Origin of the sequence: Paraconexibacter antarcticus (assembly GCF_024220175.1) — a bacterium.
Lineage (GTDB): Bacteria > Actinomycetota > Thermoleophilia > Solirubrobacterales > Solirubrobacteraceae > Paraconexibacter > Paraconexibacter antarcticus.
In genome coordinates this window covers 977,173-993,622 of record NZ_CP098502.1, presented here as the reverse complement: position 1 = coordinate 993,622, position 16,450 = coordinate 977,173, and the positions used below count along the sequence as shown (strand labels likewise).

The 16,450-nt window shown below is 72.2% G+C and carries 20 protein-coding genes; 3 read left to right on the top strand and 17 right to left on the bottom strand.

What is annotated here, in order from left to right; all coding sequences use genetic code 11:
* The 8 genes from rplV to tuf form a co-directional block, all read right to left on the bottom strand.
* Window positions 1-333, bottom strand: coding sequence for a 50S ribosomal protein L22 (gene rplV / locus NBH00_RS04865; protein WP_254573696.1), 333 nt, complete (start codon window positions 331-333; stop codon window positions 1-3).
* 233 nt (window positions 334-566) lie between these two features.
* Complete coding sequence (rpsS, locus tag NBH00_RS04860; protein ID WP_254572227.1) at window positions 567-839, bottom strand: 30S ribosomal protein S19; 273 nt, start codon at window positions 837-839, stop codon at window positions 567-569.
* 5 nt (window positions 840-844) lie between these two features.
* Entirely contained in the window at window positions 845-1,687 is an 843-nt protein-coding gene (rplB, locus tag NBH00_RS04855; protein WP_254572226.1) for a 50S ribosomal protein L2, read from the bottom strand.
* A 10-nt stretch (window positions 1,688-1,697) separates the two neighbouring features.
* The gene (gene rplW, locus NBH00_RS04850; protein ID WP_254572225.1) at window positions 1,698-1,997 is read right to left on the bottom strand and encodes a 50S ribosomal protein L23; all 300 of its coding nucleotides are present in this window, start codon (window positions 1,995-1,997) and stop codon (window positions 1,698-1,700) included.
* 4 nt (window positions 1,998-2,001) lie between these two features.
* Window positions 2,002-2,643: a 50S ribosomal protein L4 gene (gene rplD, locus NBH00_RS04845; protein ID WP_254572224.1), complete on the bottom strand. Its 642-nt coding sequence runs from the start codon at window positions 2,641-2,643 to the stop codon at window positions 2,002-2,004.
* Window positions 2,636-3,253: a 50S ribosomal protein L3 gene (gene rplC, locus NBH00_RS04840; protein WP_254572223.1), complete on the bottom strand. Its 618-nt coding sequence runs from the start codon at window positions 3,251-3,253 to the stop codon at window positions 2,636-2,638. The genes rplD and rplC overlap by 8 nt, the downstream gene beginning before the upstream one ends.
* A 3-nt stretch (window positions 3,254-3,256) precedes the next feature.
* Window positions 3,257-3,583, bottom strand: a complete 327-nt coding sequence (gene rpsJ, locus NBH00_RS04835) for a 30S ribosomal protein S10 (protein ID WP_254572222.1) — start codon at window positions 3,581-3,583, stop codon at window positions 3,257-3,259.
* A 158-nt stretch (window positions 3,584-3,741) separates the two neighbouring features.
* Entirely contained in the window at window positions 3,742-4,926 is a 1,185-nt protein-coding gene (tuf, locus tag NBH00_RS04830; RefSeq protein WP_254572221.1) for an elongation factor Tu, read from the bottom strand.
* Window positions 4,927-5,234: 308 nt separating this feature from the next.
* Between tuf and NBH00_RS04825 the strand changes: the two genes are divergently transcribed.
* Window positions 5,235-5,672, top strand: a complete 438-nt coding sequence (locus tag NBH00_RS04825; RefSeq protein ID WP_254572220.1) for a hypothetical protein — start codon at window positions 5,235-5,237, stop codon at window positions 5,670-5,672.
* A gap of 57 nt (window positions 5,673-5,729) precedes the next feature.
* Here the strand turns inward: NBH00_RS04825 and rpsG are convergent, their stop codons facing one another.
* The 7 genes from rpsG to NBH00_RS04790 form a co-directional block, all read right to left on the bottom strand.
* On the bottom strand, window positions 5,730-6,200 hold the full coding sequence (rpsG, locus tag NBH00_RS04820) for a 30S ribosomal protein S7 (protein WP_254572219.1): 471 nt from the start codon (window positions 6,198-6,200) through the stop codon (window positions 5,730-5,732).
* A gap of 21 nt (window positions 6,201-6,221) precedes the next feature.
* A complete protein-coding gene (rpsL, locus tag NBH00_RS04815) occupies window positions 6,222-6,617 on the bottom strand; it encodes a 30S ribosomal protein S12 (RefSeq protein ID WP_254572218.1) in 396 nt (131 codons plus the stop codon).
* A gap of 67 nt (window positions 6,618-6,684) precedes the next feature.
* On the bottom strand, window positions 6,685-7,326 hold the full coding sequence (locus NBH00_RS04810; protein WP_254572217.1) for a hypothetical protein: 642 nt from the start codon (window positions 7,324-7,326) through the stop codon (window positions 6,685-6,687).
* Window positions 7,327-7,413: 87 nt separating this feature from the next.
* Window positions 7,414-8,547, bottom strand: a complete 1,134-nt coding sequence (ald, locus tag NBH00_RS04805) for an alanine dehydrogenase (RefSeq protein ID WP_254572216.1) — start codon at window positions 8,545-8,547, stop codon at window positions 7,414-7,416.
* On the bottom strand, window positions 8,544-9,662 hold the full coding sequence (locus NBH00_RS04800; protein ID WP_254572215.1) for a saccharopine dehydrogenase family protein: 1,119 nt from the start codon (window positions 9,660-9,662) through the stop codon (window positions 8,544-8,546). Before NBH00_RS04800 ends, ald begins: the two co-directional genes overlap by 4 nt.
* The gene (locus tag NBH00_RS04795; RefSeq protein ID WP_254572214.1) at window positions 9,659-11,341 is read right to left on the bottom strand and encodes a PucR family transcriptional regulator; all 1,683 of its coding nucleotides are present in this window, start codon (window positions 11,339-11,341) and stop codon (window positions 9,659-9,661) included. Before NBH00_RS04795 ends, NBH00_RS04800 begins: the two co-directional genes overlap by 4 nt.
* Window positions 11,335-12,717, bottom strand: a complete 1,383-nt coding sequence (locus NBH00_RS04790; RefSeq protein ID WP_254572213.1) for an aspartate aminotransferase family protein — start codon at window positions 12,715-12,717, stop codon at window positions 11,335-11,337. Before NBH00_RS04790 ends, NBH00_RS04795 begins: the two co-directional genes overlap by 7 nt.
* A gap of 189 nt (window positions 12,718-12,906) precedes the next feature.
* Between NBH00_RS04790 and NBH00_RS04785 the strand changes: the two genes are divergently transcribed.
* Window positions 12,907-13,704 (top strand): alpha/beta fold hydrolase, encoded by a 798-nt coding sequence (locus NBH00_RS04785; protein ID WP_254572212.1) that lies wholly within the window; start codon window positions 12,907-12,909, stop codon window positions 13,702-13,704.
* Here the strand turns inward: NBH00_RS04785 and NBH00_RS04780 are convergent.
* Window positions 13,701-14,597, bottom strand: a complete 897-nt coding sequence (locus tag NBH00_RS04780) for a DMT family transporter (RefSeq protein WP_254572211.1) — start codon at window positions 14,595-14,597, stop codon at window positions 13,701-13,703. The two genes, NBH00_RS04785 and NBH00_RS04780, sit on opposite strands and share 4 nt — an antisense overlap.
* 327 nt (window positions 14,598-14,924) lie before the next feature.
* Between NBH00_RS04780 and NBH00_RS04775 the strand changes: the two genes are divergently transcribed.
* A complete protein-coding gene (locus NBH00_RS04775) occupies window positions 14,925-15,263 on the top strand; it encodes a hypothetical protein (RefSeq protein WP_254572210.1) in 339 nt (112 codons plus the stop codon).
* A 17-nt stretch (window positions 15,264-15,280) separates the two neighbouring features.
* Here the strand turns inward: NBH00_RS04775 and NBH00_RS04770 are convergent, their stop codons facing one another.
* On the bottom strand, window positions 15,281-16,282 hold the full coding sequence (locus NBH00_RS04770) for an alanine racemase (protein ID WP_254572209.1): 1,002 nt from the start codon (window positions 16,280-16,282) through the stop codon (window positions 15,281-15,283).
* Window positions 16,283-16,450 lie beyond the last annotated feature (168 nt).

Sequence of the window (16,450 nt, the reverse complement as noted above, 5' to 3'; positions counted from 1 at the left end):
TCAGTCCTTCGGGGTGAGCTGGATGGTCAGGTGCGAGGTCCGCTTGCGGATCGGCGTCGCGCGGCCCATGGCCCGCGGGCGGAAACGCTTCAGCGTCGGTCCCTCGTCGGCGAACACGGCGACGATCTTCAGGTCGTCGCCGATCAGCTCGTGGTTGTTCTCCGCGTTGGCGACGGCGGACTTCAGGAGCTTCTCCCAGTCCTCCGCCACGGCACGCGGGGTGTGGGCGAGGATGGCGTATGCCTCGTCGACGCCCTTGCCGCGGATCTGGTCGCAGACCAGGCGCGCCTTGCGGGCGGACGTCCTCACGTACTTCGCCTGGGCGCGCACGATGGTGGGCGCAGCCGCGGGCTCACCCTTGGCCTGGCGAGCGCCCTTCGCCTTGGCGGCGGGCTCCTTCGCGGGCTTCGGGGTGGTGGGTGCGGGCTGCGGCGCTTCGGCGACCGGTTCCTCGACCACGGCGGGCTCCTCGGCAGGAGCCTCCGTCTCGGTCGGTGACTCCGCTGCCGGCGTCTCCTCGACCGGGGTCTCGACGACCTCGGGCTCGGTGTCCTTGGGTTCTTCGGTCATCGGCGCTTCCCCGTGTCGGCGTGGCCGCGGTAGGTGCGGGTCGGCGCGAACTCGCCGAGCTTGTGGCCGACCATCGACTCGCTCACGAACACGGGCACGTGCTTGCGACCGTCGTGGACGGCGATGGTGTGGCCGACCATCTCCGGGAAGATGGTGGAGGCGCGGGACCAGGTCTTGACCATGGTCTTCGTGTTGGCCTTGTTCTGGGCTTCGATGCGCGTCATCAGACGCTCCTCGACCCAGGGGCCCTTCTTACTCGAGCGGGACATGATTCCTAACGCTTGCCCTTGCCACGGCGACGGCCGCGGACGATGTGCTTGTCGGACGCCTTGTTCTTCTTGCGGGTGCGGTACCCGAGCGTCGGGACACCCCAGGGGGTGACCGGGTGACGACCCGGGGTCGTCGAGCCCTCGCCGCCGCCGTGCGGGTGGTCCACCGGGTTCATGGCGGTGCCACGCGTCTGCGGGCGGACGCCCATGTGGCGCTTGCGACCGGCGGTGCCGATCGTCACGTTCTGGTGATCGGCGTTGCCGATCGCGCCGACGGTCCCGCGGCACTCCGCACGGACCAGGCGCATCTCGCCGGACGGCAGGCGGAGGGTCGCCATGTCGCCGTCCTTCGCCATGAGCTGGATCGACGTGCCGGCGGACCGGCCCATCTGACCGCCACGGCCCGGCTGCAGCTCCACGTTGTGGATGACCGTACCGATGGGGAGGTTGGCCAGCGGGAGGCAGTTGCCCACGCTGATCTCCGCCGTCGGGCCGGACATGACCGTCATGCCGACGGTCAGGCGCGCCGGAGCGAGGATGTAGGACTTCACGCCGTCCGCGTAGTGCAGCAGCGCGATGTACGCGGTCCGGTTGGGGTCGTACTCGATCGCGGCGACCTTCGCGGGGATCGCGTCGCGCGTCCGCTTGAAGTCGACCTTGCGGTACAGGCGCTTGGCGCCGCCGCCGCGGTGACGCGCGGTCTTGCGACCGTTCGAGTTACGACCACCGGACTTCTTCAGGCCCTCGACGAGCGTGCGCTCGGGGGTCGTCTTGGTGATCTCGGCGAAGTCGGGGTACGTCGCGAAGCGGCGTCCCGGGCTCGTCGGCTTGGGCTTACGGATGGCCATCGAAAATCAACTACCCCTCGAGGCCCTGCAGGCCCTGGAAGATCGGGATGGACTCGCCCGGCTTGACCTGGACGATCGCCTTCTTCCAGGCCCGGGTGCGGCCGCGCGTGATGCCGCGGCGCTTGGGCTTGGACTTGACGGACGAGGTGCGGACCGAGACCACGTGGACCTCGAAGAGCTCCTCGATCGCCTGGCGGATCTCGGTCTTGTGGGCGTCCGGGTGCACGCGGAACGTGTACTTGTCGGCAGCGGCGAGCACGTAGCTCTTCTCGCTGACGACCGGACGGATGATGACTTGGGTCGCGTCCATGGGACTAGCCCTCCACCGTTGCGGTCTTGTCGCCGTTCGCGCGGGCGGCCAGCGAATCGAGCGCCTCCTGCGAGACGAGCACGTTCGCCGCACCCACGAGATCCACGACGCCGACGCCCTCGACGGGCAGCACGGCGCGGACCTGCGCGAGGTTGCGGAAGGAGAGCGCGGCCTGCGCCTGGTCCTCCGTGAGGACGACGAGGAGCGAGCCGGTCGCGCCCCAGTCGGCGATGAGCTTCGTCGCGGCCTTCGTCGACGGCGTGTCGAACGCCTTCGGGTCGAAGACGGCCAGCGTCTCGCGCTCCGCGTGGACGGAGAGGATCGAGCGCAGCGCGGCGCGCTTCTCCTTGCGGTTCACCTTGAAGGTGTAGCTGCGCGGCTGCGGGCCGAAGACGGTGCCGCCGCCGGTCCAGATCGGGGAGCGGCTCGAGCCGGCACGGGCGCGGCCGGTGCCCTTCTGGCGCCACGGCTTCGCGCCACCGCCGCGGACGTTGCCGCGGGTCTTGGTGGCGTGCGTGCCGGCGCGACGGGCGTTGAGCTCCGCGCGGACCGACTCGTGGACGAGCGGGCCGTTGAAGGAGGCGCCGAACGCCTTCTCGTCGAGCGAGACCGCGGAGCCGCCGCTCAGGTTCTTGGCGCTAGGCATCGGTACGGACCTCCACGACGCCGTTGCGGGACCCCGGGACGGAGCCACGCACCAGCAGCAGGTTCTGCGACGGATCGACCTGCACGATGGTCAGGCCCTTCTGGGTGACGCGCTTGTTGCCCATCTGGCCGGGACCGCGGATGCCCTTCATCACGCGGGCCGGCCAGGCGGACGCGCCGATGGAGCCGGGGGCGCGCACGTTGTGCGAGCCGTGCGACTTCGGGCCGCTGGCGAAGTTGTGGCGCTTGATCGTGCCCTGGAAGCCCTTGCCCTTGGAGGTGCCGGCGACCTTGACCTTCTGGCCGACCTCGAACGCCTCGACGGTGACCGTCTCGCCGACCATGAGCTCGTCCGCGTGGTCGCGGAACTCGACGACATGCCGCATGGGCGGCGCGTCGGCCTTCTTCAGGTGGCCGAGCTCGGCCTTGCTGAGGTGCTTCTCCTTGGTGGCGCCGAAGGCGAGCTGGACGGCGTTGTAGCCGTCCTTCTCCTCCGAGCGGATCGCGGTGACCGGACACGGGCCGGCCTCCAGGACGGTGACCCGCTCGATGCGGCCGTCCTCCATGAAGAGCTGGGTCATGCCCAGTTTCTTGGCGAGAATCGCGGGCATGGCTCAGCCGACCAACTTGATCTCGATGTCGACGCCGGCCGGGAGGTGATCCAGGCGCTGGAGCGAGTCCACGGTCTTCGGCGTCGGCTGATGGATGTCGATGAGCCGCTTGTGGGTGCGGATCTCGAAGTGCTCGCGCGAGTCCTTGTCCTTGAACGGCGAGCGGATCACGCAGTAGATGTTCTTCTCCGTCGGGAGCGGCACGGGACCGGAGACGGTCGCGCCGGTGCGCGTCGCCGTCTCGACGATCTCCTTGGCCGCGGACTCGATGGCCGACGTGTCGTAGGCCTTGAGCCGGATGCGGATCTTGTTCTGGGTGGCGGTTGCCATGTCTTCAGGTTCTTTCCGTCTGCCGTCTGGTGTTGGCTGTGCGCTGGACTTCTGCGCGGCTCCTGCGGTGCTGCGGCCCTGCCGGTGCTCCTTTTACGCGCCGAAGGCGGGCCCTTTCAGAACTTCAGGGCCCGCCCCTGGCTGCGTGGTGCTGCTCGCTACTTGATGACTTCGGTCACGACTCCAGAGCCGACCGTGCGGCCACCCTCGCGGATGGCGAAGCGGAGACCCGGATCCATGGCGATCGGCTGGATGAGCTCGATCTCCATCTGGACGTTGTCGCCGGGCATGACCATCTCGGTGCCCTCGGGGAGGTTGGCGACGCCCGTCACGTCCGTCGTGCGGAAGTAGAACTGCGGGCGGTAGCCGGTGAAGAACGGCGTGTGACGGCCACCCTCCTCCTTCTTGAGGACGTAGACCTCGGCCTTGTACTTCGTGTGCGGCGTGATCGAGCCGGGCTTGCACAGCACCTGGCCGCGCTCGATGTCCTCGCGCTTCGTGCCACGGAGGAGGCAACCGACGTTGTCGCCGGCCTCACCGCGGTCGAGGATCTTGCGGAACATCTCGACGCCGGTGACGACCGTGGTGGTCGTGTCGCGGATGCCGACGATCTCGACGTTGTCACCGGTGTTGATGACGCCGGTCTCGATGCGGCCGGTCGCGACGGTGCCGCGGCCGGTGATCGAGAAGACGTCCTCGACCGGCATCAGGAACGGCTTGTCGAGGTCGCGCTCGGGCTCCGGGATGTAGGAGTCGAGGGCGTCCGCGAGGTCGTAGATCGCCTGCTTGTACTTCTCATCGCCGTTCAGGGCGCCGGTCGCCGAGCCCGTGATGAACGGGATGTCGTCGCCGGGGAAGTCGTACGTGGAGAGGAGCTCGCGCACCTCGACCTCGACGAGCTCGAGGAGCTCCTCGTCGTCGACCATGTCCGCCTTGTTGAGGAAGACCACGATGTAGGGGACGCCGACCTGGCGGGCGAGCAGGATGTGCTCACGCGTCTGGGGCATCGGGCCGTCGGCGGCGGACACGACCAGGATCGCGCCGTCCATCTGGGCCGCGCCGGTGATCATGTTCTTGACGTAGTCGGCGTGCCCGGGGCAGTCGACGTGCGCGTAGTGCCGCGACTCGGTCTGGTACTCGACGTGGGAGGTCGCGATCGTGATGCCGCGCTCCTTCTCCTCCGGCGCGTTGTCGATCTCGGCGAAGGACTTCGCCGTGCCACCCATCTTCTCCGCGAGCACCGTGGTGATGGCCGCGGTGAGCGTGGTCTTGCCGTGGTCGATATGACCGATGGTGCCGACGTTCACGTGCGGCTTGTCGCGCTCGAACTTCTCCTTGGCCACTTCAGTTGCTCCTCTGGGATTCGACGTCTCGGTCCGCGGTGGGCGAACCAGTGAAGGCTATCTCTAAACGGGGTTTTGCTGCGGTCCGGCTAGGGTCTCGCCATGTCCTCAGGCAGAAAAAACGGGCCCGAGGGGCCCGCGCGCACATCAGGAACCGATCCTGTGCGCCGCGCTATGTGCCCTTGGTCTGCATGGGTGCGAGAGCCGCTACCGGCGTGTGGGCGTGGATGACCACGCCTGCCCCGGAAGCGACCGGCAACGATAGCAGAGGGCGCCGCGCGGCCCCGGGCCCGGCCCAGCTCGTCCGTTTGACCCTGCTCCTGCGGGGTTTTCTGACGTTCTCCGGGCTGGCCGGGGTGCTGCTGCTGGTCCTCGCGACGAGCGCGACCGTCATCCGGATCTCGATCGAGGGGACATCGGGCCGAGCCGCCGGCATCGACACGTCGGTCAGCGGGTCGGACCGCCACGGTCCGTTGCTGGTCATGTTCGCCCTGCTCGGGCTCCTCCTGCTCGCGGGCGGGCTGCGCGGCGTGCGCCCGGCGATGGCCGGGCTCGCCGCGACGGGCCTCGTCGTCCTCGCGCTCGCCGTTCTCGGCGACGGCCCCCACCTTCACGACACCGGCATCGTCTCGCAGCTCTACGACGAGGCCCGCTCGAACGCCGGCGCGGGGTTCTACCTCGAGAGCCTCGGGGGCGCGCTGCTGCTCATCGCCGGCGGCGGCCTGCTCCTCCTCGACGTCCCCTGAACGACGAACGCCGCCCCGGAGGGCGGCGTTCGGCCGAAGCGGTGATGGCGGGTGGCGCTACCAGCGGTAGTGCGCGAAGGCCTTGTTGGCCTGCGCCATGCGGAAGATGTCGTCCTTGCGCTTGAAGGCGCCGCCCTGGCTGTTGATGGCATCCATGAGCTCATTGGCGAGGCGCTGGGCCATCGTCTTCTCACGGCGCTGACGGGCGAACTCGACGAGCCAGCGGACGGCGAGCGTCTTCGCGCGGCGCGCGGGGACCTCGACCGGGACCTGGTAGGTGGCGCCACCGACACGACGGGACCGGACCTCGAGCTGCGGCGTGAGGACCTTGAGCGCGGCTTCGAGCTGCTCGATCGGATCCTTGCCGGTCTTCTCACCGATGATCGCGAGGGCGTCGTAGACGATCCGCTCGGCGGTGGACTTCTTGCCGTCCAGCATCACCTTGTTGATGACCTGCTGGACGAGACGAGAGCGGTGGACGGCGTCCGGCTCGATCGTCCGGATATGGGCGGCTGCGCGACGGGGCATGTCTGAGGGTCTCTTTCCGAACTACTTCTTCTTGACGCCGTACTGCGAGCGCGCCTTCTTACGGTCGTTGACGCCGGAGGCGTCGAGCGTGCCACGGACGACCTTGTAGCGCACACCCGGGAGATCCTTGACGCGGCCGCCACGCACGAGCACGACGGAGTGCTCCTGGAGGTTGTGACCCTCGCCGGGGATGTAGGCCGTGACCTCGATGCCGCCCGAGATCCGGACACGCGCGACCTTGCGCAGCGCGGAGTTCGGCTTCTTCGGCGTCGTGGTGTACACGCGGGTGCACACGCCACGGCGCTGGGGCGCGGCAACCTTGGTCTTGCGGCCCTTGCCGGACTTCAGACCGGGGGTCGCGAGCTTCTTGGCCTTGGGCTTACGGCCCTTGCGGATCAACTGGGAGGTCGTGGGCATGCGACGGTGGACTGTAGCAACGGAGGGCTCTGGGAGGCGGTGCGGTGGACGGGCCGGCCCGCGCCGGTCATGCGGCGCGCCGCCCGCGACGGCGTGACGACCGTGCGCGCACCGGCGCCTCGCTCTCGTGGACGCTGCCGGGGAGCAGCCGCCCGCAGCGCTCGCACTCCGGGCCGGGCGGACCCGTCGGCGGGACCCGCGCGGCGAGCGTGAGCAGTTCCGGGACCGCGAACAGCGGGACGAAGAGCGCCACCCGCCGCTCCGGGATGACGACGAGCGCCTCCTCGTCCACGGGCGGATCCGCGGTCCCCGCGAGGTCCTCCAGGTGGACGAACGCCAGCACCGCCCGGCGCGGCGCCGCCGGGCCGCGGTCCATCGCGTCGGCGAGCGCGGCGATCGCCTCGTGCTCCTCGCGGGGGCCACCGGGATCGCCCGGCCTCCCCGCGTACGTCGGAACGGCCCCGTCGGCGCGGAGCGCGTCGGCGTCGGGGACGAGACACGGCTCGCGGCACGCGAAGCACCGGGGCGGGAGCCCGGCCGCGGCCTCCTGATGGGAGCGCCGGAGCGTCCGCAGGCCACCGTGGACCGCGAACGCCGGCCCGTCGATGCGGGCGCGCTCGCGCGGCGTCCAGCAGAACACCGTCGCGTCGTCGACGGTCGGGACGGGGCGCGACGGATGGGCGCCGGGGGTGAGGATGCCGAACCACATGGATCCAGCACACCACCCGCCGGCCGCGTCTCGACGTCGTGCGGGCGAATCCACACACCGCCGTCGCAGATTCGTCGCAGACCTGCCCTACGCCGCCGCCGGCACCTCAGCGAGCGCGGCCTCCGGCGGGGTGTGGTCGAGGCCCTGGTCGCGCGCGACCGGCTCGTAGGTCAGGCGGCCGGCGGCGACGTTGAGGCCGGCCATGAAGCCCGGGTCGGCGCCGAGGGCGGCGTGGACGCCCTGGTTCGCGAGACGCACCACATACGGCATCGTCGCGTTCGTCAGCGCGTAGGTCGAGGTGATCGGGACGGCGCCGGGCATGTTCGCGACGCAGTAGTGCGTGACGCCCTCGACCTCGTAGGTCGGGTCGCTGTGCGTCGTCGGACGCGAGGTCTCGAAGCAGCCGCCCTGGTCGATCGAGACGTCGACGAGCACCGCGCCCGGCTTCATGAGCTTCAGCTGCTCCCGCGTGACGACGTGCGGCGCCTTGGCCCCGTGGACGAGGACGGCCCCGATGACGAGGTCGGCCTCGGGCAGGCGCTGCTCGATGTCGAGCGTCGAGGCGAAGCACGTCGAGCAGCGGCCGCCGAAGGCGATGTCGAGCTCGCGCAGGCGGTCGATCGAGCGGTCATAGACGTACACGTCCGCCTCCATGCCGATCGCGATGAACGCGGCGTTCATGCCGACGACCCCGCCGCCGATGACGAGGACCTTCCCGGCCGCGACGCCGGGGACGCCGCCGAGCAGCAGCCCGCGGCCGCCGAGCGGCTTCTCGAGCATGAAGGCGCCCGCCTGGGTGGCGATCTTCCCCGCCACCTCGCTCATCGGCGCCAGGAGCGGTAGGCGCCCGCGGGCGTCCTCCACCGTCTCGTAGGCGATGCAGGTCGCACCGGAGGCGACGAGGCTCGCGGTGAGCTCCGGGTCCGGCGCGAGGTGGAGGTAGGTGAAGAGCGTCTGGCCGGGCCGCAGGCGCGCGACCTCGACCGGCTGGGGCTCCTTGACCTTCACGATCATCTCGCTCGCGCCGAAGACGGCCTCGGCGTCCGGCAGGATCTCGGCGCCCTGGGCGACGTAGTCCGAGTCGGCGATCGCCGACCCCTCCCCCGCCCCCGTCTGCACGTAGACCGTGTGCCCGGCGTCCTTCAGCTCCCGCACCCCGGAGGGCGTGAGCGCGACGCGGTACTCGTCCGTCTTGATCTCGGTGGGGACGCCGACCTTCATGGTGTGGAGACCTCGTCGTGGGAGTCGATGTGCAGGGTGAACACGGTGCCGCGGGCCTCGAGCTCGGGGAGGAGCAGCTCCGGGGTGAGGACCTGCTCGACCGGCAGCACGCCAGCGAGAGCACCGACGGCGCCGCGGGCGAGCAGCCGGGCGGTCGCCGCGGCGACCGATCCGGTGGAGACGATGCCGCCGCCGAGCCCCCATGCCTCGTGCGGCGGGGTGAGCGCGGTGGCGACGACGGTCTGCGGCGTGGCGCCGTCGAGGCCGAGGCCGCGCAGCGCGACGTGCTGGGCCGACCACGTCCGCGGCGAGGACGGGACGGTCTCGATGTCGGCCGCGCGCACGCCCGACGCGACGACCGCGCGGAGCGCCGCCTCGACGTGCGGGGCGAGCGCGAGGCGGAAGTCGGCCGCCGGCGCGCCGAGCGACGCCGGGAGCGTCGCGACCTCGGAGTGCAGCGTCAGCAGCGTCGGCCGCAGGCCGATCGGGTCGGGGAACCGGACGAGGCCGCCGGCGCTCATCGGCGCGACGGGCCCGGCGACGCCGTCCCGGACGACCATCGGCGGCTCCGTGAGCTCGTCGAGCAGCGTCTGCAGCGCGTAGGGGACGGCGAGCCCCGTCGCCGGCGGCGTCTCGTCGTGGCCGGCCGAGGCGCAGCGCACCTCGTCGACGCGCGAGAGGAGCCGGGCGGCCTGGACCGCGAGCACGTTCGTCTTCCCGGGCCCCGCCCCGCAGCCGAGGACGGCGAGCAGCCCGGCCGCCGCGAACGCCGGCCCGAGCGTCAGCTGGTGGCGGGTGACGTGATAGAGGCCCCCGAGGTCGAGGTAGTTCACGCCGGCGACGAGCGCGGCGTCCATCGCGGCGAGGTTCGTCCGGTAGCTCGCCGCGTTGACGAGCAGGCCGTGGCCCTCGATCGCGAGCATCAGCGCCTGCCGGTCGGTGCCGTCGACCGCGGCGCCCGTGGCGTTGTCGCCCCCGTGCTCGGTCGCGACGCGGCGGGCCGCGTCGCCGTCGAGGTCGAGCAGCGTCAGGCCGTCGACCTCGGGCGTGCCGGCGAGGTCCCGGACGATCGCCGGGGCGATGATGCCGCCCGCCCCGAGGACGGCGATCCTCACGCCCGGCGCCCCCCGGCGGCCGCCGCGTCCTCGAACGGGGCGACCGCGGCGAGGGCGGGCGCGGCCGGGTCGGCGCGCGTCGGGCGGCGGACCGCGATCTCCCGCCCGCGCAGCGCCAGCCAGAACTCGATCCGGTCCCGGGCCGACCCGAGGTCCCGGCCGGTGAGCTCCTCGATCTTCCGGATGCGGTAGCGGAGCGTGTGCCGGTGGCAGTACAGGCGGCGCGCCGCCGCCTCCCACTGGCCGTTGCACTCGATGAACGCCTCGAGCGAGCGCATGAGCTCGCCGCCGTAGTGGCCCTCCCCCTGCTCGATCGGGGAGAGCAGCGAGTCGCAGTACAGGCGCAGGGCGTCGGAGTCCTGCAGCGAGAGGAGGAGCTGGAAGGAGCCGAGGTCGCGGTAGGTGGCGACCGCCGGAGCGGACGCGGGGAGCTCGCCGCCGAGCAACCGGGCCTCCATCGCGCAGCGCGCCTCGTGGTAGGCCTCGCGGGCGAGACCGGCGGCCACGGCGCGGCCGACGCCCGCGTTCGGCGGGCTGGCGGACTGCGCGGTGACGCGGGCGACGATCCGCTGCGCGAGGTCGAAGAGCTCCTCGTCCTCGGCGCCCGGCATGAGCGCGACGACGAGCCGGTCGGCCCGGGCGACGAGTCCGCTGACCGCCTCGTCGCGGAGCGCGGCGCTCACGGCGGCCTCGCAGGCGGCGACGCTCGTCCCGCCCGGCGCGGTGGTCTGCACGACGAGCGCGGTGACCTCGCCGCCGAGCCCGAACGGCTGCAGCCGGCGGGTGAGCTCCGCGCCGTCGGTCTCCCCCGCCACGAGCGCCTTCAGGACGTCGCCGGCGAGGCGGCGCTCGGTCGTGTCGGCGACCCGGTGGCGCAGCAGCTCGAGCGCGACCACCGTCACCGCCTGGTGCAGGACGAGGCGGTCGAGCTCCGAGAGCCCGCCGGTGTCCTTCACCGCGACGAGCCAGGCCTGGGGCACGCCGCCGCGCTCGGAGGTGTCGGCGGCGAGGATCGGCAGCGCGAGGGCGCGCGGGCCGAGGTCCGGGTCGCTCGGGACGAAGACGCGCCGCTCGCCGCGGCGGGCGCGGTCGGCGAGCTCCTGCCCGATCTGCCGGCGGACGGGCTCCTCGATCGCGCGGCGGAAGGTGTGGGACGACTGCAGCTCGCCGCGGCCGTCGAAGACGAACGTCGTCCCCCCGACGAGCGCGGCGATGGCGGCGACGATCGCATCCAGGCCGCGCTCGGAGAGGACGATCCGCTGCAGGCGCTCCTGCGCGGCGATCGAGCGCTGCAGGACGGCGTACTGCTCGTTGACCAGGCGCGTGAAGGCCTTCTCGGTCACCGCGATGAACGGCAGCTCGTACGGGATCTCGAGGATCGGGAAGCCGCGCTCACGGGCCGCCTCGAGCATCGCGTCCGGGACCCGCTCGTGGGCGAAGCCGACGCCGAAGCCGAGCCCGGCGAGGCCGTGGTCGGCGACCGCCTCGACGAAGGCGCGCTGGCCCTCGTCGGTCGACAGGCCGAGTCCGGTCGTCAGGAGCAGCTCGCCGCCGGAGAGCCAGGGGGTCGGGTCCTCGAGCTCGGAGATGTGGACCCAGCGGACGGGGACGTCGAGTTGCTCCTCCCCGCTGCGGACGGGGACGTCGAGCTCGCGGGCGAGATCGCGGAGGGTCAGCATGCTACTTGCATCCGCCGGGATGCCTCCTCGAGCACCGGCCGGAGCACGGATTCGATCTCGGCGAACTCCTCCGGGCCGGCGATGAGCGGCGGGGAGAGCTGGATGACCGGGTCGCCGCGGTCGTCGGCGCGGCAGATGAGGCCGCGGCGGTAGAGCTCGCCGGAGAGGAAGCCGCGCAGCAGCGACTCCGACTCGGCCTTCGAGAAGTGCTCCTTCGTCTCGCGGTCCTTCACGAGCTCGATCGCCTGGAAGTAGCCCGCGCCGCGGACGTCGCCGACGATCGGGATGTCGCGGAGGGACTCGAGCATCGAGCGGAAGTCGTGCTCGTGCGTGCGGACGTTCTCGAGGATGTGCTCCTCCTCCATGACGTCGAGGTTCGCCATCGCGACGGCGGCGCACATCGGGTGCCCGCCCCACGTGAAGCCGTGGGCGAAGGAGTTCGTCCCCTCCAGGAACGGCTCCATGAGCCGGTCCGACGCGATGACCGCGCCCATCGGGGCGTACGAGGAGGTCAGGCCCTTCGCCGTCGTGATGATGTCCGGCTGGTAATCGTAGCGCTGGGCCCCGAAGTACTCGCCGAGGCGCCCCCACGAGCAGATGACCTCGTCGGAGATGAGCAGGACGTCGTGCTCGTCGCAGATCTCGCGCACGCGCTGGAAGTACCCGTGCGGCGGCGTGAAGCACCCGCCGGCGTTCTGGACCGGCTCGAGGATGACGGCGGCGACGGTGTCGGGGCCCTCGAACTCGATGCGCTCGCGGATCGACTCGGCGAGCGTCTCGACGCCCTGCCCCGCGGGCAGGCGGTAGAGGTTCGTGTTCGGGACGTGGCAGCCGCCGGGCATGAACGGCTCGAACGGCTGGCGGAGGTTCGTGATGCCGGTCGCGGCGAGCGCCCCGAGGGTCGTGCCGTGGTAGGCCGTCTGCCGGGCGATGAGCTTCGTCTTGTTCGGCTTGCCGGTGAGCTTGTGGAACTGCCGGACGAGCTTGATCGCGCTCTCGACGGACTCGCCGCCGCCGCTCGTGAAGAAGACGCGGTTCAGGTCGCCCGGCGCGAGGTGGGCGATCCGGGCGGCGAGCTCGATCGCCCGGGGATGCGCGTAGCTCCAGGTCGTGAAGAAGCCGAGCTCCTTCGCCTGGTCGGCGCCGGCCTGGGCGACGTCGTGGCGGCCGTGTCCGATGTTCACGCAGAAGAGGGCGCTGAGGCCGTCGAAGTACTTGTTCCCGTGCTCGTCCCAGACGTGGCAGCCCTGGCCCTTGACGATGATCGGGATCTCCGCGCCGTCGGCGTAGGCCCCCATCCGGCTGAAGTGCATCCACAGATGCCGCTTCGCCAGGGTCTGCAGCTCGCTGCTCGTGCGCGGCTCGGTCGTCGCCATCGGGCGGTCCTCTCGAGGTCTTTGTCCGTTCTGTCGGCGCCTTCAGCCATCTTGGACAACGGAGCCGACCAGCCGAGGCTACCCCCGTGGCCCCGCAGGGGCATTGGCACTTGTGGACAACGCCCGGCCGCCCGGGTGTCCAGGTCGGACCGCAGCGGTCGGGGCGGGGCGTGGTTTAGGCTCGGCCGCGTGTCCCTGAACCATGTCCGCCGCGGCGCCGGTGAGCCCCTCGTCCTCGTCCACGGCATCGGCAGCCAGTGGCGGATCTTCGAGCCCGTCCTCGACCGCCTCGCCGAGGACTTCGACGTCATCGCGATCGACCTGCCGGGCTTCGGCCACTCGCCGCACGACGGCACCGGGCCGAGCGTCAAGGCGCAGGCCATTCGCGTCGCCGAGTTCTTCGAGGAGGCCCGGGTCGAGGTGCCGCACGTCGCAGGCAACTCGATGGGCGGCGCGATCGCGCTCGAGCTCGCGCGCATGGGCGCCGTCCGGAGCGCCACCGCCATCTCCCCGGCCGGCTTCTGGACGGGCCGCGAGCGGGTCTTCTGCCAGCAGTCGCTGCAGAACGCGCGCCGCCTGCTGGGGGTACTCGCCCCGGTCGTGCCGACGCTCCTGCGCAGCCCGGTCGGCCGCGTCGCCCTCATGAAGCAGCTCGTCGCACGGCCGCAGCTCATGGACGCGGAGGCCGCGATCGACCACCTCGACCTGCTGACGAAGGCCCCGGCGTTCGACGCCTGCTGCGACGCCTTCGCGGGCTACACCTTCCACGACGCCGACGAGCTGCGGGGCGTCCCCGTCACGATCGCCTGGGGCGACCACGACTACCTGCTGCTCACCCGTCAGCGCGACCGGGCGCGGCACGTGCTGCCCTGGGCGCGCCACATCGCGCTGCCCGGCTGCGGCCACGCGCCCTTCTCGGACGACCCCGCGCTGCTCGCCGACGTGATGCGGGCGGGCGCGCGGGCGGAGCCGGCGACGGCGGCTTAGGCGGCCGCGCCGCCGAGGGCGACGCCGGCCTTGGCCGCCGCGGTGGAGCGGATCGGCGCGGGGGTCAGCGCGCTGGCGACGACGACCATGATGAAGGCGAGGGCGGTGCCGGCGATGCCGAGCAGGTCCTGGGGCATCGGGTCACCGAAGACGATGATGCCGCCGGCGATGCAGGCGATGTTCGCCGTCGTGCCGGTGACGGCGATGACGGAGACCGCGTCGCCGTCCTGCAGCGACATCGCCGAGGCGTAGAAGGCGGTGGCGGACGCGAGGACCGCGACGACGACCCAGGGGCTGAGGATGCCGACGATGCCGTGCATGCCGATGACCTCGGTGAGGGCCTTCACGGCGACGTTGCAGACCCCGAAGAGGATGCCGGTCGCGGCGGCGAGCATGATGCCGTGGTGCTCGGCCGGGGCGCCGGTGCGCGGCCCGAGGAGCAGGAGGCCGCCGAGGCCGAGGAGGACGCCCTCGAACGCGACCATCGCCTCGAGCGAGTAGCCGCCGGGACCGTGGCCGCCGGGCATCGTGAAGGCGAGGAGGGCGAGCCCGCACGCCATGAGGCCGAGGCCCCACCACTGACGGCGGTCGACCGAGAACCCGAAGAGCTTGTCCGCCATGACGGCGATGAGCACGACCCCACCGGAGAGCACGACCTGGACCGTCGACAGCGGCGCCATCGCGATCGCGCCGACGTGCAGGGCCCAGCCGACGAAGCCGAGGCCCATGCCGGCGGCGAACCACTTGCTGCCCCAGAGGGCCTTGGCCGACGCGAGGGGATGCTTCACGTCGATCGTCGGGACCTCGTTGCAGCCGCGGTGCTTGTAGAAGAAGCCGAGGTTCGCGGCGATGGCGCAGAGGAAGGCGAGGGCGATTCCGATTTGAGTGCTCATAAAGGGGGGTGAGGGGGTCGCAACCGCGTGGCCGAAGCCAGAACTCACGGCGGAGGGGTACCCCTGTTATCGGAGATACCCGCCGTGGGCTTGAAGGTCACGTCCCGTTTTCACGGTAGCGAGGATCCGGCCGGACCGCGCCGATCGGGCTCGATTGTCAGTGTTCTCTCAGGAATGCGCAGCAAACCGGCCCTTCTCGTCGACGTCGATGGCGTCATAAGCCTGTTCGGATTCGCACCGGACGAACGTCCAGATGGCGTCTGGGCGCAGGTCGACGGCTCGCCCCATCTGCTTTCGCCGACCGCCGCCACGCACCTGCTCGACCTGATGGCCGACTTCGAGCCGGTCTGGTGCACCGGCTGGGAGGAGCGGGCGAACGAGCACCTGCCCGGGCTGCTCGGGCTCGGGCCCTGGCCGGTGCTGCACTTCGACAAGGGGGACGCCCGCGCCGGGACGAGCCTCGCGGGCCACTGGAAGCTCGCCGCGATCGACGCCCACCTCGGTCCGGACCGCCCCGCGGCGTGGATCGACGACGTCCTCGACGAGCCGTGCGCGCGGTGGGCCGCGGCCCGCCCCGGGCCGACGCTGCTCGTGCCCACGCAGCCCGCGGCGGGCTTCACGGCGGTCGAGGCGGCGCGCCTGCGCGCCTGGGCGGCCGCACTCTGAGCCCGGACCGCTCCGGGTCAGGCGGGGACGACGGCGCCGTGCAGCACGACGGTCGTGTCGGTGTGCGACGGGACGAGCCGCAGGACGTCGCCCGGGCGCAGGTCGCCGACGTCCCCGGGGACGCGCCCGTGCTCGTCGCCCGCGCTGACCCAGGTCGCGTCGCGGCCGGCGACGAGCGGCGCGCCGAGGTCGGTCGACACGGCGCGGGTGCCCGCGTCGACGATGACCTCGCCGGGCGCGATGAGCGCCGTGACGGACGTGAGCACGAAGGCGGCCTGCGTGAAGGCGACACCGTCGATCGCGGCGTATCGGTGGTCCATGAGCGCGTACGACCCGGGCTGGATCTCGGTGACCGACGGGTGGGCGGCCGCGAGCGCGGCCGTCGCGGTGCCGGCGGTGGTCACGAGCGGCGCGGCGAGTCCCGCGCCGGAGAGCGCCACGACCACCGCGTCGAGCCGCGCCATCGCCTCTGCGTGCCCCGCGGCGCGCGCGGCCGCGCCCGGAATCCCCTGCAGGTGGCCGTCGTAGCCCTGGACACCGCGAAGCTCGAGGGTCGGCGCGGCGGCCACCGCGGCGGCGGTCGCGAGCGCGGCCTCCGGGGTCGGGGCGCCGCCACGGCGCTGCCCGACGTCGACGTCGACGAGCACGCGCAGCGTGCGTCCGGCGTCCGCCGCGGCCGCCGCGAGGACGGCGACGAGCGCCGGGGTGTGGGCGACGAGCGTCAGCGCGCCGGGCGGGCCGAGCGCCGCGAGCTCCGCCGCGCGTCCCGGCGCCGGGATCGTCGTCAGCAGCACGTCCCCCACGCCGGCCTCGAGGAGGATCCGGGCCTCGGCCGCGGTCGCGACCGCGACGCCGGTCGCCCCCGCCGCGAGCTGGCGTGCCGCCACCCACGGGGCGCGATGGCCCTTGGCGTGCGGGCGCAGCGACACGCCGTGGGCGTCCGCGAGGGCCTGCATGGCCGCGACGTTCGCGTCGAGGGCCGCCGCGTCGGCGACGAGGACGGGCGTCGGTGGCGGCATCGACGGGAGCCTACGCGCAGGCACCGGGGTGCGGCCGAACCACGCCATGGGCGCGGGCGCCGGCACCGAGCCGGCGCCGCGCCACCCACCGCGCCCTCTCGCGGCGGGGCCGGAACGACGGAGGGCCCGCCGTGGCGGGCCCTCCGGTACGACGACTGCGGTCGATCA

Bases quoted from the DNA above. Each gene is read 5' to 3' on its own strand.
- rpsL (WP_254572218.1), bottom strand. From the start codon at position 6,617: ATGCCCACGACCTCCCAGTTGATCCGCAAGGGCCGTAAGCCCAAGGCC.
- rplW (WP_254572225.1), bottom strand. From the start codon at position 1,997: ATGGACGCGACCCAAGTCATCATCCGTCCGGTCGTCAGCGAGAAGAGC.
- NBH00_RS04810 (WP_254572217.1), bottom strand. From the start codon at position 7,326: ATGTGGTTCGGCATCCTCACCCCCGGCGCCCATCCGTCGCGCCCCGTC.
- rplD (WP_254572224.1), bottom strand. From the start codon at position 2,643: ATGCCTAGCGCCAAGAACCTGAGCGGCGGCTCCGCGGTCTCGCTCGAC.
- rpsJ (WP_254572222.1), bottom strand. From the start codon at position 3,583: ATGGCAACCGCCACCCAGAACAAGATCCGCATCCGGCTCAAGGCCTAC.
- rplC (WP_254572223.1), bottom strand. From the start codon at position 3,253: ATGCCCGCGATTCTCGCCAAGAAACTGGGCATGACCCAGCTCTTCATG.
- NBH00_RS04775 (WP_254572210.1), top strand. From the start codon at position 14,925: ATGGCCGACTTCGAGCCGGTCTGGTGCACCGGCTGGGAGGAGCGGGCG.
- ald (WP_254572216.1), bottom strand. From the start codon at position 8,547: ATGAAGGTCGGCGTCCCCACCGAGATCAAGACGGACGAGTACCGCGTC.
- NBH00_RS04770 (WP_254572209.1), bottom strand. From the start codon at position 16,282: ATGCCGCCACCGACGCCCGTCCTCGTCGCCGACGCGGCGGCCCTCGAC.
- NBH00_RS04795 (WP_254572214.1), bottom strand. From the start codon at position 11,341: ATGCTGACCCTCCGCGATCTCGCCCGCGAGCTCGACGTCCCCGTCCGC.
- NBH00_RS04780 (WP_254572211.1), bottom strand. From the start codon at position 14,597: ATGAGCACTCAAATCGGAATCGCCCTCGCCTTCCTCTGCGCCATCGCC.
- rplB (WP_254572226.1), bottom strand. From the start codon at position 1,687: ATGGCCATCCGTAAGCCCAAGCCGACGAGCCCGGGACGCCGCTTCGCG.
- rpsS (WP_254572227.1), bottom strand. From the start codon at position 839: ATGTCCCGCTCGAGTAAGAAGGGCCCCTGGGTCGAGGAGCGTCTGATG.
- NBH00_RS04790 (WP_254572213.1), bottom strand. From the start codon at position 12,717: ATGGCGACGACCGAGCCGCGCACGAGCAGCGAGCTGCAGACCCTGGCG.
- rpsG (WP_254572219.1), bottom strand. From the start codon at position 6,200: ATGCCCCGTCGCGCAGCCGCCCATATCCGGACGATCGAGCCGGACGCC.